Source organism: Microcella alkalica (assembly GCF_014137945.1).
Taxonomy (GTDB): domain Bacteria; phylum Actinomycetota; class Actinomycetes; order Actinomycetales; family Microbacteriaceae; genus Microcella; species Microcella alkalica.
Window position 1 is genome coordinate 39,701 of the sequence record NZ_JACGWX010000001.1, and the last position, 13,340, is coordinate 53,040.

Sequence of the window (13,340 nt, forward strand, 5' to 3'; positions counted from 1 at the left end):
CCTAGGGTTGGGGTTCGGGCGCCATGAAACGAAGTGCCGAGAAGTGCTGTGATTGGCGCACCGCGACCTCGTGCGAACGAGATCTTCGAGTGGGGAGTGAAGAGGGATCTTCAGGACGGCCCACGGCGTTGTAGGCGGCACTTCAACCGCAACTAGGCTCGCACGTAACACGACCGAAATCAAGAGTTTCCGCGAGAGGGGTTTGCGTGCAGGACACCGGCCGGACACCTCCCGTCATCCTTCTGGTCGTCATCCTGGCGGCGGAGGCCGCCCTCATGATCGGTGTCTCGATCTTTCTGCTGACCGAGCTGGTGACAGGCCCCGCAGCATCGGTCGGCACAGCCGTCGCCCTCCTCATCGCGTGCGTCATCGCCGCCGCCTGGCTCGTGGTCATCACCATCGCCGCGTGGCGCGGGCGGCCCTGGACGCGCGGCGGCGCGCTCGTCTGGCAGTTCCTGCAGGTCGCGGTCGGCGTCGGCAGCATCCAGGGCTTCCTGCCGAGACCGGATATCGCGACGTGGCTTCTCATCCCGGCGATCGTCGCGATCGTCCTGCTGCTCACTCCCTCGGTGAGCGAGCACCTCGCTCGACGCGACGAAGGGCCCGAGTCGTAGCGACTCGAGCCCGTCGGCGGTGCGATTGGCGGCTCAGGCGTCGAGACCGAGCTTCTTGCGCAGGCTCGCGACGTGGCCGGTGGCCTTTACGTTGTAGAGAGGGTGCGTGAGGACGCCGCTCTCGTCGATGACGAACGTGGATCGGATGACGCCCGTCACCGTCTTCCCGTACATCGACTTCTCGCCGTAGGCCCCGTAAGCGTGGTGCACGGCGAGATCGGGATCGCTCAGCAGCGGGAAGTTCAGGTTCTCCTCGTCGGCGAACTTCTGCAGGGCCGAGCCCTGATCCTTCGAGACGCCCAGCACCTGGTAGCCGGCGGCCGCGAGTGAGTTGAGGTTGTCGCGGAAGTCGCACGCCTGCGTCGTGCAGCCGGGCGTGGAGGCGGCAGGGTAGAAGTAGAGAACGACCTTCTGGCCCGCGTAGTCGGCGAGCGAGACGTGCCGGCCATCCTTGTCGGCGAGAGTGAAAGCGGGGGCCGGCGTGCCGGCCTCGAGGCGGGCCTCGGTCATGGGGGCTCCTTGGGAGTGAGGGGTCTGCGTGCGCGTCACCCTCCGGGCGCCGGCGCTTCCTGGTCAGTGTATGGATGCGCGCCCCGCGTCGGCTGGGCGCTCGCTGTGTAGAGGGGGCCTCTCGATCTCTGCTATCGTTTCCTCTCGGTTCGCTCGTCGAACTACGCACCTCTAGCTCAATTGGCAGAGCAACTGACTCTTAATCAGTGGGTTCCGGGTTCAAGTCCCGGGGGGTGTACGAAACCCCGGTTCGCTCTCGCCAGCTGCCGGGGTTTTCTCGTGCTCAGAGGCCCGTCCGCACACCCCTAGCATCGGGAGCGTGGTGTTCGGTCCCGAGTTCGCGGCGTTCCTCCTGACGTCGATCGTCGTCATCGTCGTGCCGGGGCCCGGTGTGCTCTTCGTCATCGGCCGCGCCCTGGCCCTCGGCACGCGCGCCGCCCTGCTGAGCGTGCTCGGCGGCGCCGCCGGTGTCGGGCTCCAGATCGTGTCAGTCGCGTTCGGGGTCGGTGTCGCGATCGCGCAGTCGGAGCTGCTGTTCACCGCGCTCAAGATCGCCGGCGCCCTCGTCCTCGTGTGGCTCGGCGTGCAGTCGATCCGGCACAGGAACGACTTCGGCGAGGAGGAGCTGGACCCCGTCACGCCGCGCGCCCGGACGATCGTGCGCGAGAGCGTGGTCGTCGGCATCACGAACCCCAAGACGATCGTCTTCTTCGTCGCGGCGCTGCCCCAGGCGGTGGTGCCGGGTGGAGCCGACCCGATCGTCCAGATGCTGCTGCTCGGCGCGATCTTCTTGGTCATCGGCATCGTGAGCGACGGGCTCTACGGCGTCGCGGCGGGCACCGCGCGCGAGTGGTTCGCCTCGAACAGAGGCCGCATCGCCGCCGTGCGCGCGGCCGGCGGCGGGGCGCTCATCGCGCTCGGCCTCGTGATGGCCTTCGCGGCGCGCAGCTGAGCCGCGGGCATCCCCCCTCGGCGGAATCGCGGTCGGTGCGCCCTAGCTGTCGACGAGCTGGAAGGCGGGGTCGCCCGGGTTCTTCTGGTCCTCGATGATCGTGCCGACGGCGATCGCGACGCTGATGCCCCAGCTCGCCCACATCAGGGCGAGGCGCCAGTCGTGAGGGCCCCGCCGGGTGGCGTTGATGACGCTGACGGCCGAGACCGCGGCGCTGATGATCGCTCCGTTGAACAGGTACTTGCGCACGGATGCACCTCCATAAGATCGGTGGCCCACGCTACCGGGTGACCGGAGGGCCGTGCGGCGGGTGCTCAGGATCCCCTCAGCATCCTGACCGATCGGTCAGGTATGGTGCCGGGGTGTCCCGATCCGAAGATCTGCGCCTCATCGCGCTCACCGAGTTCGCGAGCGCGGGCTACGCCGCCACTTCGCTGCAGCGCATCGCCGACCTCGCCGGGTCGTCGAAGGCGAGCGTGCTGTACCACTACGACTCCAAGGAGCAGCTGCTCGAGGCGGCCCTCGCTCCTGCGCTCGACGACCTGTCCGCGCTCATCGACGAGACCGCCGCACGCGGCCTCGACCGCGAGCACCGCGCCGCCTTCGTCGAGCGATTCGTCGACTACCTGCTCGCGCACCGGCAGGTCGTCCACCTCGTGATCAACCAGGGAGCGACGCTCGAGGACGTCCCCGTCATGCAGCGCGCCCTCGTCCAGATGCGCCGCGTCTCCGACCTCTTCGACGTCGCCGCGAGCTCGCCCGTGGAGAAGCTCCGCTACGGCATCGCCCTCGGCGGCGCTGCCTACTGCCTCGCCGCCGCCCGCCAGCTCGAGGTCGTCGAGGAGGAGCCCGAGGTGCTCCGCGCCGGCCTCCTCGCCGTCATCAGCGAGCTCCTCCTCCCCGTCACCGACCCCGCTCGCTAGGAGTCCGCCAGTGTCCACACTGCTGTACCGCATCGGGCGCGTCGCCTACCGCCGTGCCTGGCTCGTCCTCGTCTCCTGGGTGCTCCTGCTCGCCGCCGCGCTCGGCGGCGGCCTCGCCCTCGGCGGGCAGACGGAGGAGGCGTTCTCCATCCCCGGAACCGAATCGCAGGAGGCGCTCGACCAGCTCGAGCAGCTGTTCCCTGCCGCGGCGGGGGCGAGCGCTCAGGCGGTCGTCGTCGCCCCCGACGGCGCGTCGGTGACCGATCCGGGCATCCGCGCCGAGATCGACGACCTCGCGGCCGACCTCTCGCGCATCGACGGCGTTCGCAGCGTCCTCGGCCCGTTCGACGAGTTCGCCGACGGGCAGGTGAGCGACGACGAGGGGGTCGCGATCGTGCAGGTGCAGCTCGAGGGCACCTCGGAGGAGGTCGACGACACCACGCTCGAGGCGCTTATCGCGACCGGCGACGACCGAGACGCGCGCGTCGAGTTCGCCGGCCAGGTGTTCCAGGACACCACCGTGGGCCTCACCGTGAGCGAGGTCATCGGCGTGCTCGTGGCCGCCGCCGTCCTGATCGTCACCTTCGGCTCCCTCGCCGCGGCGGGTATGCCCCTGGTCACCGCGCTGATCGGCGTCGGCATCGTGATGGGCGGCATCCTCGCGCTCGCCGCGGTCATGCCCGTGTCGAGCTCGGCGCCCCTGCTGGCGCTCATGATCGGCCTCGCGGTCGGCATCGACTACGCGCTGTTCATCGTCTCCCGGCACCGCACGCAGCTCGCGCGCGGCATGGACCCGGCCGAGTCTGCCGCGGTCGCCGTCGGCACCGCGGGCAGCGCGGTCGTCTTCGCGGGTCTCACGGTCATCATCGCGCTCCTCGGCCTGCTCGTCGTGGGCATCCCGTTCCTCTCGGTCATGGGGGTCGGGGCCGCCTTCGCGGTCCTCGTCGCGATCGCCGGAGCCGTGACCCTGCTGCCCGCTCTGCTCGGGATCTGGGGCGCGCGGCTCGTGCCCAGGGCAGGATCCCGCGCCTGGCGCCGCGCCCAGCGCGAGGCCGAGCACGCCCGCACGATGGGGCGCCGCTGGGTTCGGGGCGTCATGAAGCGGCCCGTGCTCACGACGATCGCCGTGGTCGTCGTGCTCGGCACGCTGTCGATACCGACGTTCTCGCTCGATCTCAACCTGCCAGACGGCGGAAGCGAGCCCGCGGGCTCGACCCAGCGCGAGGCATACGACCTCATCGCCGGCGCCTTCGGACCGGGCACCGCTGGCCCGCTGCTCGTGACGGCCGACATCACGCAGACCACCGACATCCTCGATGACCTGGATGGCATCCGCTCCGAGCTCGCGGACGTCGACGGCGTCGCGAGCGTCAGCCGCGGCATCCCCTCGCCCGGCCTGGAACTCGCGATCTTCCGCGTCGCCCCCGTGACGGCTCCCGACGACCCCGCGACGAAGACCGTCGTCGCCGAGCTCCGCGATGCCGCAGCCGGAATCGAGAGCGAGTTCGGCACGCCGCTGTCGATCACGGGCACGACCGCGGTCGGGATCGACATCTCGACCCGCCTGACAAACGCGCTGGTCCCGTTCGCGCTCATCGTCATGGGGCTGTCGGTCCTGCTGCTCATGGCGGTGTTCCGGTCGGTGCTCGTGCCGGTCAAGGCGGCGCTGGGCTTCCTGCTCACCGTCGGCACCGGCCTCGGCGTCTCGGTCGCCGTCTTCCAGTGGGGCTGGGGCGCCGAGCTCCTGCACACCGAGGCGGGTCCGATCCTTAGCTTCATGCCGATCATCCTCATGGCGGTGCTCTTCGGCCTCGCGATGGACTACGAGGTATTCCTCGTCTCGGGCATGCGCGAGGAGTTCGTCCGCACGGGCGACCCGCGCTCCGCCATCGAGGACGGCTTCGCCCACGGCGCCCGCGTCGTGACGGCCGCGGCGCTCATCATGTTCTTCGTCTTCGCGGCGTTCGTGCCGGAGGGCTCGAACCTCATCAAGCCCATCGCGCTCGGGCTCGCCGTCGGCATCGCCGTCGACGCGTTCGTCCTCCGCATGACGCTCGGCCCGGCGATCATGACGCTCCTCGGCCGCGCCGCGTGGTGGTTACCGCGATCGCTCGATCGGGCGATGCCGGATCTCGACGTCGAGGGCGAGCAGCTGCGCGACCACCGCGAGCACGTCGTGTGGGCGAGCCAGCAGGGCGACGCCGTCGTCGTGGCCGATCGCCTCCAGCTCCAGGCGACGGATGCCGTGCTCTCCCTGCGCGCGCAGGCGGGCGACCGCGTCGCTCTCGTCGCCGACGCGGCAACGCGTCGCCTCGCGGGTGCGACTCTCGCCGGCTACCTGCCGGCGCTCGGCGGCCGCGCGGTCGTGGCCGGCGCCGTCCTCCCCTCGGAGGCGGGGCGCGCCTCGCGCCGCGTCAGTCTCGTGGACGTCGGCGGCGACCGGCTCACGGTGTCGACCACGGCGGGCGAGCTCGTACGGGAGAGACTCGCGCTCGCGCCGCGCGCCGCCCGCCGCGGGCGCGGCGGCCCGGGAGCGCGCTCGACCGACCGCTGGCTCGAGCGCCTAGCGACCCTCGCCGAGCGTCACGGCGCCTCGTCCGGCCCGATCTCCGCCGCCGACCTCGTCGCGGCCCTCCCCGCTCACTCGCGCGCACTGCTTCTCGCGGCGGTCGGCACCCTCGACGGCACGCCGATCCTCGTGCTCGACGCGCCCGACGGCGCGCTCGCGCCCGGCGAGGTCGACGCGATCGACGAGGTCGTGCGCGCTCTCGCCGGCGACGGCGTCGTCCGCGTCTGGGGCGTGGCGCCCGGATCCGCCGACGGCCTCGACCCGGCCGACGAGCTCGCGCTGCTGCTGGATACCGCCCTCTCGACCACGGAGGCCTTCCGATGAGCACCCCCATCCCCGACCCCGATTCACGGCGTCGTCCGAGCGGCGCTCGCCGCTGGGCGGGCATCATCGCCGCCGTCATGGTCCCGCTCGGGCTCGTCGGCGCCGCGCTCGCCGCCGTCGGCGACGCGGACGACGCGCTCGACCGCATCCCCGCCGCCGTCGTCAACGCGGATGAGCTCGTCACGACGACGGGCCCCGACGGCGAGGAGCAGCCCGTCTTCGCCGGGCGCCAGCTCGTCACCGAGCTGACCGGCCCCGACGCATCGGGGTTCGACTGGCGCGCGATGAGCGCCGAGCAGGCCGCGGCCGATCTCGCCTCGGGCGAGGTTCTCGCCGTTCTTACGATCCCCGAGGGCTTCTCGCGCTCGCTGCTCACGGTGGGCTCGCCCGACCAGGAGCTCGCCGAGCTCGTGATCGAGACCGACGACGCGCACAGCTATCTCGCCGGGACGATCGTGCAGGCGGTCGGCTCGAGCCTCGCGACGCAGATCGGCGACACCGTGACCGGGCAGTACCTCGCGGGCTTGCAGTCCGGGCTGGGCGAGCTGGGCTCCGCGCTCGGCGACGCCTCCGAGGGCGCCGAGCAGCTCGGCGACGGCGTCGGCGAGGTCGGCGCGGGCGTCGCCTCGCTCGGCGACGGCATCGCGGCGCTCGGATCGGGTGCCGACGCGTCAGCCGCGGGAGCCCGCGACTTCGCGGCAGGGCTCGAGCAGTACACGGGCGGCGTGGCGAGCCTGTCGACCGGTCTCGCGCAGCTCGATCAGGGCGCGGCGGGGCTCGACCAGCTCGCGACCGCCGTCGCCTCGGCCGATGCTGCCGCGTCCTTCGCTGCCGGCCAGCTCGCGGCGCTCGTCCCCGCCGTGCAGGCGTCGAGCCTGGCCGACGCCGAGAAGCAGGCGTTCATCGCCGCGCTCACCCAGGCGCAGATCGCGGCAGGCACCACGACCGCGGTCGCCCCCCAGATCAAGGGAGCCGTCGACGGCATCCAGGGCGGCATCGCCGAGAGCGCGGTCGGAGCGGCAGCCCTCGCGGGCGGCGGCCCGGCCCTCGTTCAGGGCGCGGATGCTCTCGCCGACGGTCTCGGAGCCCTCGGGTCGGGCGCCGCCGAGGCGAGCGCAGGGGCCGGAGAGCTCGCCGCCGGGGCCGACGCCCTCGCCGCGGGCGCCGACGCCCTCGCCGCGGGGCTCGCCGACGGCGCTGCGCAGGTGCCCGAGTCGGGAGACGCCGAGCTCGCGAGCTCTCCCGTCGCCGTCGAGTCGACGCGCGCCAACGCCGTCGACGGCCTCGGGGGAGTCCTCGCGGGCACCCTCGTGCCCGTCGGTCTCTGGCTGGGGGCTCTCGCCACGATGATCGTCGTGCGCCCCGCGGCCTCGGGCGTGGTCGGGACGGCCGCATCGGCGGGCGCGATCCTGCGTCGGGTGCTGGGGCGGGCATCCCTTCTCGCGGTGGCGCAGGCGGTGCTAGTGACGGCCCTCCTGCACACCGCCGGGGGAGTGGACCTCGCTCTCGCGCCCGCCGTGCTCGCCCTCACGGCGCTCATCGCGCTCGCCCTCACGGCGCTGCACGCGGCGCTCGTGCTGGGGCTCGGGCGCGCAGGCCTCGTCGTGTCGATCCTGATGCTGGGCGTGCAGCTCGTGGCGATCGGCGGGCTCATCCCCGTCGTCGCGCTCGCCGAGCCGTTCCCCACCCTGAGCGCCGTGCTTCCGCTGTCGTACGCGGTGGACGGGCTGCAGGCGCTGCTCGCGGGAGGCGACGGAGCGCGCATCGCGGGCGCGGTCGGCGCGATGCTCGTGGTCGGGGTCCTCTCTCTCGTCGTCGCGCGCGTCGCGGTCGGTCGCGCCCGCCGCCGCTCGGCGCTCGCGGGGTTCGCGCCGGGAGCGCTCGCGCGGGCCTGATCGGCGCGGATCACACCCGCCGGTCGCATCCGGTCGCGCCGACGCCGGGCCCCACCGTCGCCCTCGCCCCTGCGACGGTCGCACGGCGTGCACGTTCTCCGGAGTCCCGGGATGACCGCCGCGTCGTGCTGCGGTCCGATCGCCGCCCCGCGCCGGAAATCCGGAGAACGTGCACGCCGCGGGTCGGCGATCGGACGGGCCCGGAGCCCCAGCCACTCGATGAGCCGGACCAGCAGGCGGGCACGCGAACGGGCCGCGGAGAACGATCACCGCGGCCCGTCGTGAAGCGAGCGTCAGCTGCGATTGAGCTCCGGGTCCCGCTCCGGGTCACCCTCGGAGTCGAGCTCCCTCGTGAGCTCGTGGGTGCCGCCGCTCATCGCGTACTCCTCCTCGGGGGACAGGACGAGCTGCTTGCGGTAGTGCAGGCCGAACCCGAGCAGGATGAGCGCGTAGACGATGATGATCGCGACGATCGCCGCCTGGAAGGCGGGGTTCAGGAGAAGACCCACGAACACGAGCGCGGCGATCGCGGCGGCGCTGTACGCCCCGAACGTTCCCATCGGGCTCTTGTACGGGCGGGGGACGTTCGGGAACTTTCTCCGCAAGATGAGGAACGCCACCATCTGCAGGAAGTACGCCACGACCGCGCCCCACACCGCGATGTTGAGGATGATCGCTCCGGCGACCGCGCCGATGCCCTCAGGGTCGACGCGACCGAGCAGGTCGAGCACGACGATCGCGATGAAGCCGACCATGGCGCCCACCGTGAGCGCGACCCACGGGGTCTTGTTCTTGCCGGTGAGCGACATGAACTTCGGGTAGTATCCTGCGCGCGATAGCGAGTACATGTTGCGCCCGTAGGCGAACATGATGCCGTGGAGCGAGGCGAGCAGCCCGATGAGGGCGAAGATCGCGAGCACGGCAGCCAGCTCGGGGCCCACGATCGAAGCGAAGCCCTCGACGAGCGGCTCGAGCGAGACACCCGTGGCCTCCGCCCCGAGAACGCCGGTGTTGAGGAAGAGCACGAGGAGGCCCGTGATGATGAGCGTCGCGCGAGCGAGCACCGCGGCGCGCGGGATGTCCTTCTCGGGGGAGTGCGACTCCTCGGCCGCGAGGGGGAGCTCCTCGATGCCCAGGAAGAACCACATCGCGAACGGCAGCGCGAACAGGATCGCGACCCAGCCCTCCGGCAGGAACACCGTCGATCCGGCGACCTCGGGATTGGGCGCCATGTCCCACAGCTTGTCCCACGAGAACGCGCCGGAGGCGAGCGCCATGACCGAGAACACCAGGATGATGCCGATCGCGATGATGGAGACGACGATCGCGAAGCGGAACGAGATGGCCGCGCCGGCCGCATTGAGCCCGACGAACGCTGCGTAGAGGAGGATCCACCAGATCCACATCAAGTTCTGATCGGCGAGCGAGAAGCCGAGGAGCCCGCCGGTCACGAAGTCCAGGTACTGGGCCGAGAAGAACACGACGACGGCGGTCGTCGCGACGTACTCGATCGTCTCGGCGGCTCCCGTGATCAGGCCGCCCCATGGGCCCATGGCCGAGCGGCCGAAGGAGTACGCGCCTCCCGTGTGCGGCATTGCGGCCGACATCTCGCTGATGGAGAAGGTCAGGCCGTAGTACATGAGCACGAGGACGGCAAAGGCGATGAGCATGCCGCCGAAGCCCGCGAAGTCGATGCCGAAGTTCCAGCCGGAGAAGTCGCCGGAGATGACCGCAGCGACGGCGAGGCCCCAGAGGCCCCACACTCCCGCTGATCGGCGCAGGCCGCGCTTCTCGAAGTAGCCCTTGTCGACGCTGGTGTACGTGACACCGCCCGTCGCCTTGGTCGTTTCCGCCATGCATTCCTCCTGGGGGGATGGACATCGAGTCCGGGGTGGACAGGGGTGGAGCTGTCATGCGCGTTCGATGGCACGGCGCCACGGTGCGCTTGTGGGGAAGCATGCCGCTAAAGGTGGTTCCTGTCTACCATTAACGCGCGAGCGGCCCGTAAACGGGCCGTTGCAGGTGCGCCGCGTGTGGTACTAATGGTCGAAACCGCGCCAGTCGAAGGAGACGAGCCATGACCGCTGCACCCTCCGGAGTCCGCTCGGGGAACCTGAGCGCCCACGATCTCGAGAAGAGCATCCGGGCCGGGGAGATCGACACGGTCATCGTCGCCTTCACCGACATGCAGGGCCGGCTCGTCGGGAAGCGCGTCTCGGCGCGCCTGTTCAGCGAGGAGGTCGGCTCGCACGGAGCGGAGTGCTGCAACTACCTGCTCGCGGTCGACGTCGAGATGAACACCGTCGACGGGTACGCCATCTCGAGCTGGGAGCGCGGCTACGGCGATATGGTCATGCAGCCCGACCTCGACACCCTCCGGCTCATTCCATGGCTGCCAGGCACCGCGATGGTGCTCGCCGATCTGCTCTTCCTCGACGGCACGCCGGTCGCCCCGAGCCCGCGCGCGGTCCTCCGCCGCCAGGTCGACCGCCTCGCCGCCCACGGCCTAGAGCCCTTCGTCGGCACCGAGCTCGAGTTCATCGTCTTCGACGACGGCTACCGCGACGCCTGGCGCAAGGGCTACCGCGACCTCACGCCCGCGAGCGACTACAACATCGACTACGCGCTCATGGCATCGACGCGCATGGAGCCGCTGCTGCGCGACATCCGCCTGAGCATGGACGGCGCGGGCATGTACTGCGAGGGCGTCAAGGGCGAGTGCAACCTCGGCCAGCAGGAGATCGCCTTCCGCTACGCTCACGCGCTCGCGACGTGCGACAACCACTCGATCTACAAGAACGGCGCGAAGGAGATCGCCGACCGTCACGGCAAGTCACTGACGTTCATGGCGAAGTTCAACGAGCGCGAGGGCAACAGCTGCCACATCCACCTCAGCGTGCGCGGCACAGACGGCGCCCCCGTCATGGCGGGCGATCGCGAGCACGGGTTCTCGCCCCTCATGGAGCACTGGCTCGCCGGCCAGCTCGCCGCAATGCGCGAGCTCACCCTGTTCTTCGCCCCCGCGATCAACTCGTACAAGCGCTACGTCGAGGGCAGCTTCGCCCCCACCGCGATCGCGTGGGGCTTCGACAACCGCACGTGCGCGCTCCGCGTCGTCGGCCACGGTCAGAGCCTGCGCGTCGAGAACCGCGTGCCGGGCGGCGACGTCAACCAGTACCTCGCGACGGCCGCGATCATCGCGGCGGGCATCCACGGGATCGAGAACGAGCTCACCCTCGAGGAGGCCTTCACGGGGAACGCCTACGGCTCCGACAAGCCGCGCGTGCCCGCGACGCTGCGCGAGGCCGCCGAGCTGTTCGCCGGCTCCGCGATCGCGCGGAGCGCGTTCGGGCAGGATGTCGTCGACCACTACCTGAACACGGCGCGCGTCGAGCAGAAGGCATTCGACGCGGCCGTCACCGACTGGGAGCGCTTCCGTGGCTTCGAACGATTCTGACCATCGCCGACCCGTCATCGGGCTCACGACCTACCTCGAGCAGGCGCAGACGGGCGTGTGGGATGTCCCCGCCGCGTTCCTGCCGAAGTTCTACTTCGAGGCGGTGACGCGCGCCGGCGGAACCGTCGTCCTGCTGCCTCCCCAGCCGGTGGACCAGGCCGTCGCCGACAGCGTCCTCGATGGGCTCGACGGGCTCATCATCACGGGAGGCAAGGACGTGGAGGCCGCCCGGTACGGGGAGGCTCCGCACCCGACCAACGACGTGCCGCGCACCGATCGCGACGACTTCGAGTTCGCGCTCCTGGAGCGCGCGATCGCCCGCGACATCCCCTTCTTCGGCATCTGCCGGGGCATGCAGGTTCTCAACGTGCTGCGTGGCGGCACGCTCATCCAGCACCTGCCGGACGTCATCGGCACCGACAGGTACAACGCGGGCGGCGGCGTCTTCACGCCGAACCCGGCGATCACCGTCCCGGGCACCCGCCTGGCCGAGCTCGTCGGCGGCGAGGTGACCGTGCAGAGCTACCACCACCAGGCGCTCGACGAGGTCGGCGATGGCCTGACGGTGAGCGCGCGCGGCGACGACGGCATCATCCAGGCCGTCGACGTCGACGGCATGAGCTTCGGCGTCGCCGTGCAGTGGCACCCCGAGATGTCGCAGGACGACCTCCGTCTGTTCGCGGGCCTCGTCGAGGCGGCGGCCGAGCGCGCCGAGAGCCGCCGGGTGCGCGCGTGAGCGAGACGACCCTCATCAACCCGGCCGACGAGACCGTCATCGCGGCGGTGCAGCACACGACGCTCGAGGAGGTCGACGAGGCCGTCGCGCGCGCAGTGGTCGCGCAGCGCGCCTGGTCCGCTCTCGCACCCGTCGACCGCGCGAGGGCCCTGCGCCGCTTCGCCGCCGTCGTCGACGCGCACATCGAGGAGCTCGCTCTGCTCGAGGTGCGCAACTCTGGCCACCCGATCGGCGCGGCCCGCTGGGAGGCGGGCAACGTGCGCGACGTGCTCGACTACTACAGCGGCGCACCCGAGCGGCTCATCGGCCAGCAGATCCCCGTCGCGGGCGGTCTCGACGTCACCTTCCACGAGCCGCTCGGCGTCGTCGGGGTGATCGTGCCGTGGAACTTCCCCATGCCGATCGCGGCATGGGGCTTCGCGCCGGCGCTCGCCGCGGGCAACGCCGTGCTCCTGAAGCCCGCCGACTGGACGCCGCTCACCGCCATCCGCCTCGGCGAGCTCGCGCTCGAGTCGGGCCTGCCGGAGCACCTCTTCCAGGTGCTCCCGGGCCGCGGCTCGGTCGTCGGCGACCGGTTCGTCACGCACGAGCAGGTGCGCAAGGTCGTCTTCACCGGCTCGACCGAGGTCGGCAAACGCGTGATGGCCGGATGCGCGGCGCAGGTGAAGCCCGTGACGCTCGAGCTCGGCGGCAAGAGCGCGAACATCGTGTTCGCCGACGCCGACCTCGAGGCCGCGGCATCCGGCGCCCCCGGATCGGTCTTCGACAACGCCGGCCAGGACTGCTGCGCCCGCTCGCGACTGCTCGTCGAGCGCAGCGTGCTCGACCGCTTCCTCGAGCTCCTCGAGCCCGCGGTGCGAGGCTTCCGCGTGGGCGACCCGAACGACGAGTCGACCGAGATGGGTCCGCTCGTGTCGAAGGGGCACTTCGAGAACGTCGCGGCCTTCCTCGACGACGACGTGACGGTCGCCTTCCGCGGCAGGGCACCCGACGGCCCCGGCTACTGGATGGCGCCCACCGTCCTCCTCCCCAGCCGCACCGACCGCGTCGCGACGGAGGAGATCTTCGGCCCCGTCGTCTCGGTGCTGCCGTTCGACGACGAAGCCGATGCGATCGCTCTGGCGAACGACTCGATCTTCGGGCTCTCCGGCTCGATCTGGACGCGCGACCTCGGCAGGGGCATCCGCGTCGCCCGCGGGGTCGAGAGCGGCGCGCTCAGCGTCAACTCGCACTCGTCCGTGCGGTACGCCACGCCCTTCGGCGGCTTCAAGCAGTCGGGTCTCGGGCGCGAGCTCGGCCCGGACGCCCCGCTCGCCTTCACCGAGACCAAGAACGTCTTCTTCTCCCACAGCTGACAGGA

At 71.2% G+C, this 13,340-nt stretch carries 11 protein-coding genes and 1 tRNA gene; 9 read left to right on the top strand and 3 right to left on the bottom strand.

Translation table 11 applies throughout. From position 1 onward, the window contains the following. Window positions 1–206: 206 nt before the first annotated feature. Complete coding sequence (locus FHX53_RS00170) at window positions 207–614, top strand: hypothetical protein (protein WP_182489076.1); 408 nt, start codon at window positions 207–209, stop codon at window positions 612–614. Between the two features lie 33 nt (window positions 615–647). On the opposite strand, the gene bcp is transcribed toward FHX53_RS00170, so the two are convergent. Beyond that, entirely contained in the window at window positions 648–1,124 is a 477-nt protein-coding gene (bcp, locus tag FHX53_RS00175; protein ID WP_182489078.1) for a thioredoxin-dependent thiol peroxidase, read from the bottom strand. 165 nt (window positions 1,125–1,289) lie between these two features. Here bcp and FHX53_RS00180 point away from each other — a divergent pair. Both FHX53_RS00180 and FHX53_RS00185 read left to right on the top strand, forming a co-directional pair. Further along, a tRNA-Lys gene (locus FHX53_RS00180) sits at window positions 1,290–1,362 on the top strand. Between the two features lie 81 nt (window positions 1,363–1,443). Beyond that, complete coding sequence (locus tag FHX53_RS00185) at window positions 1,444–2,076, top strand: LysE family transporter (protein WP_182489080.1); 633 nt, start codon at window positions 1,444–1,446, stop codon at window positions 2,074–2,076. A gap of 42 nt (window positions 2,077–2,118) precedes the next feature. Here the strand turns inward: FHX53_RS00185 and FHX53_RS00190 are convergent, their stop codons facing one another. Then, on the bottom strand, window positions 2,119–2,325 hold the full coding sequence (locus FHX53_RS00190; RefSeq protein ID WP_182489082.1) for a hypothetical protein: 207 nt from the start codon (window positions 2,323–2,325) through the stop codon (window positions 2,119–2,121). Between the two features lie 113 nt (window positions 2,326–2,438). On the opposite strand from FHX53_RS00190, the gene FHX53_RS00195 reads away from it, so the two are divergent. From FHX53_RS00195 to FHX53_RS00205, 3 genes are read left to right on the top strand one after another with little or no spacing between them, the layout of a single operon-like run. Next, window positions 2,439–2,999, top strand: coding sequence for a TetR family transcriptional regulator (locus FHX53_RS00195; RefSeq protein WP_182489084.1), 561 nt, complete (start codon window positions 2,439–2,441; stop codon window positions 2,997–2,999). Window positions 3,000–3,009: 10 nt separating this feature from the next. Beyond that, the gene (locus FHX53_RS00200; RefSeq protein ID WP_182489086.1) at window positions 3,010–5,892 is read left to right on the top strand and encodes an MMPL family transporter; all 2,883 of its coding nucleotides are present in this window, start codon (window positions 3,010–3,012) and stop codon (window positions 5,890–5,892) included. Beyond that, window positions 5,889–7,787: a YhgE/Pip domain-containing protein gene (locus tag FHX53_RS00205; RefSeq protein WP_182489088.1), complete on the top strand. Its 1,899-nt coding sequence runs from the start codon at window positions 5,889–5,891 to the stop codon at window positions 7,785–7,787. The genes FHX53_RS00200 and FHX53_RS00205 overlap by 4 nt, the downstream gene beginning before the upstream one ends. A 293-nt stretch (window positions 7,788–8,080) precedes the next feature. Here the strand turns inward: FHX53_RS00205 and FHX53_RS00210 are convergent, their stop codons facing one another. Further along, a complete protein-coding gene (locus FHX53_RS00210) occupies window positions 8,081–9,643 on the bottom strand; it encodes an amino acid permease (protein WP_182489090.1) in 1,563 nt (520 codons plus the stop codon). A 221-nt stretch (window positions 9,644–9,864) separates the two neighbouring features. Between FHX53_RS00210 and FHX53_RS00215 the strand changes: the two genes are divergently transcribed. Genes FHX53_RS00215 through FHX53_RS00225 form a run of 3 tightly spaced genes read left to right on the top strand, consistent with a single transcriptional unit; the run spans window position 9,865 to window position 13,335 of the window. Continuing rightward, window positions 9,865–11,244 (top strand): glutamine synthetase family protein, encoded by a 1,380-nt coding sequence (locus FHX53_RS00215; protein ID WP_182489092.1) that lies wholly within the window; start codon window positions 9,865–9,867, stop codon window positions 11,242–11,244. Further along, the gene (locus FHX53_RS00220) at window positions 11,225–11,980 is read left to right on the top strand and encodes a gamma-glutamyl-gamma-aminobutyrate hydrolase family protein (RefSeq protein ID WP_182489094.1); all 756 of its coding nucleotides are present in this window, start codon (window positions 11,225–11,227) and stop codon (window positions 11,978–11,980) included. The genes FHX53_RS00215 and FHX53_RS00220 overlap by 20 nt, the downstream gene beginning before the upstream one ends. Then, complete coding sequence (locus FHX53_RS00225; RefSeq protein WP_182489095.1) at window positions 11,977–13,335, top strand: aldehyde dehydrogenase family protein; 1,359 nt, start codon at window positions 11,977–11,979, stop codon at window positions 13,333–13,335. The genes FHX53_RS00220 and FHX53_RS00225 overlap by 4 nt, the downstream gene beginning before the upstream one ends. The last annotated feature ends 5 nt before the right edge of the window (window positions 13,336–13,340 follow it).

Excerpts from the sequence above, each read along its gene's own strand:
- bcp (WP_182489078.1), bottom strand. The coding sequence starts at position 1,124 with ATGACCGAGGCCCGCCTCGAGGCCGGCACGCCGGCCCCCGCTTTCACT.
- FHX53_RS00205 (WP_182489088.1), top strand. The coding sequence starts at position 5,889 with ATGAGCACCCCCATCCCCGACCCCGATTCACGGCGTCGTCCGAGCGGC.
- FHX53_RS00210 (WP_182489090.1), bottom strand. The coding sequence starts at position 9,643 with ATGGCGGAAACGACCAAGGCGACGGGCGGTGTCACGTACACCAGCGTC.
- FHX53_RS00215 (WP_182489092.1), top strand. The coding sequence starts at position 9,865 with ATGACCGCTGCACCCTCCGGAGTCCGCTCGGGGAACCTGAGCGCCCAC.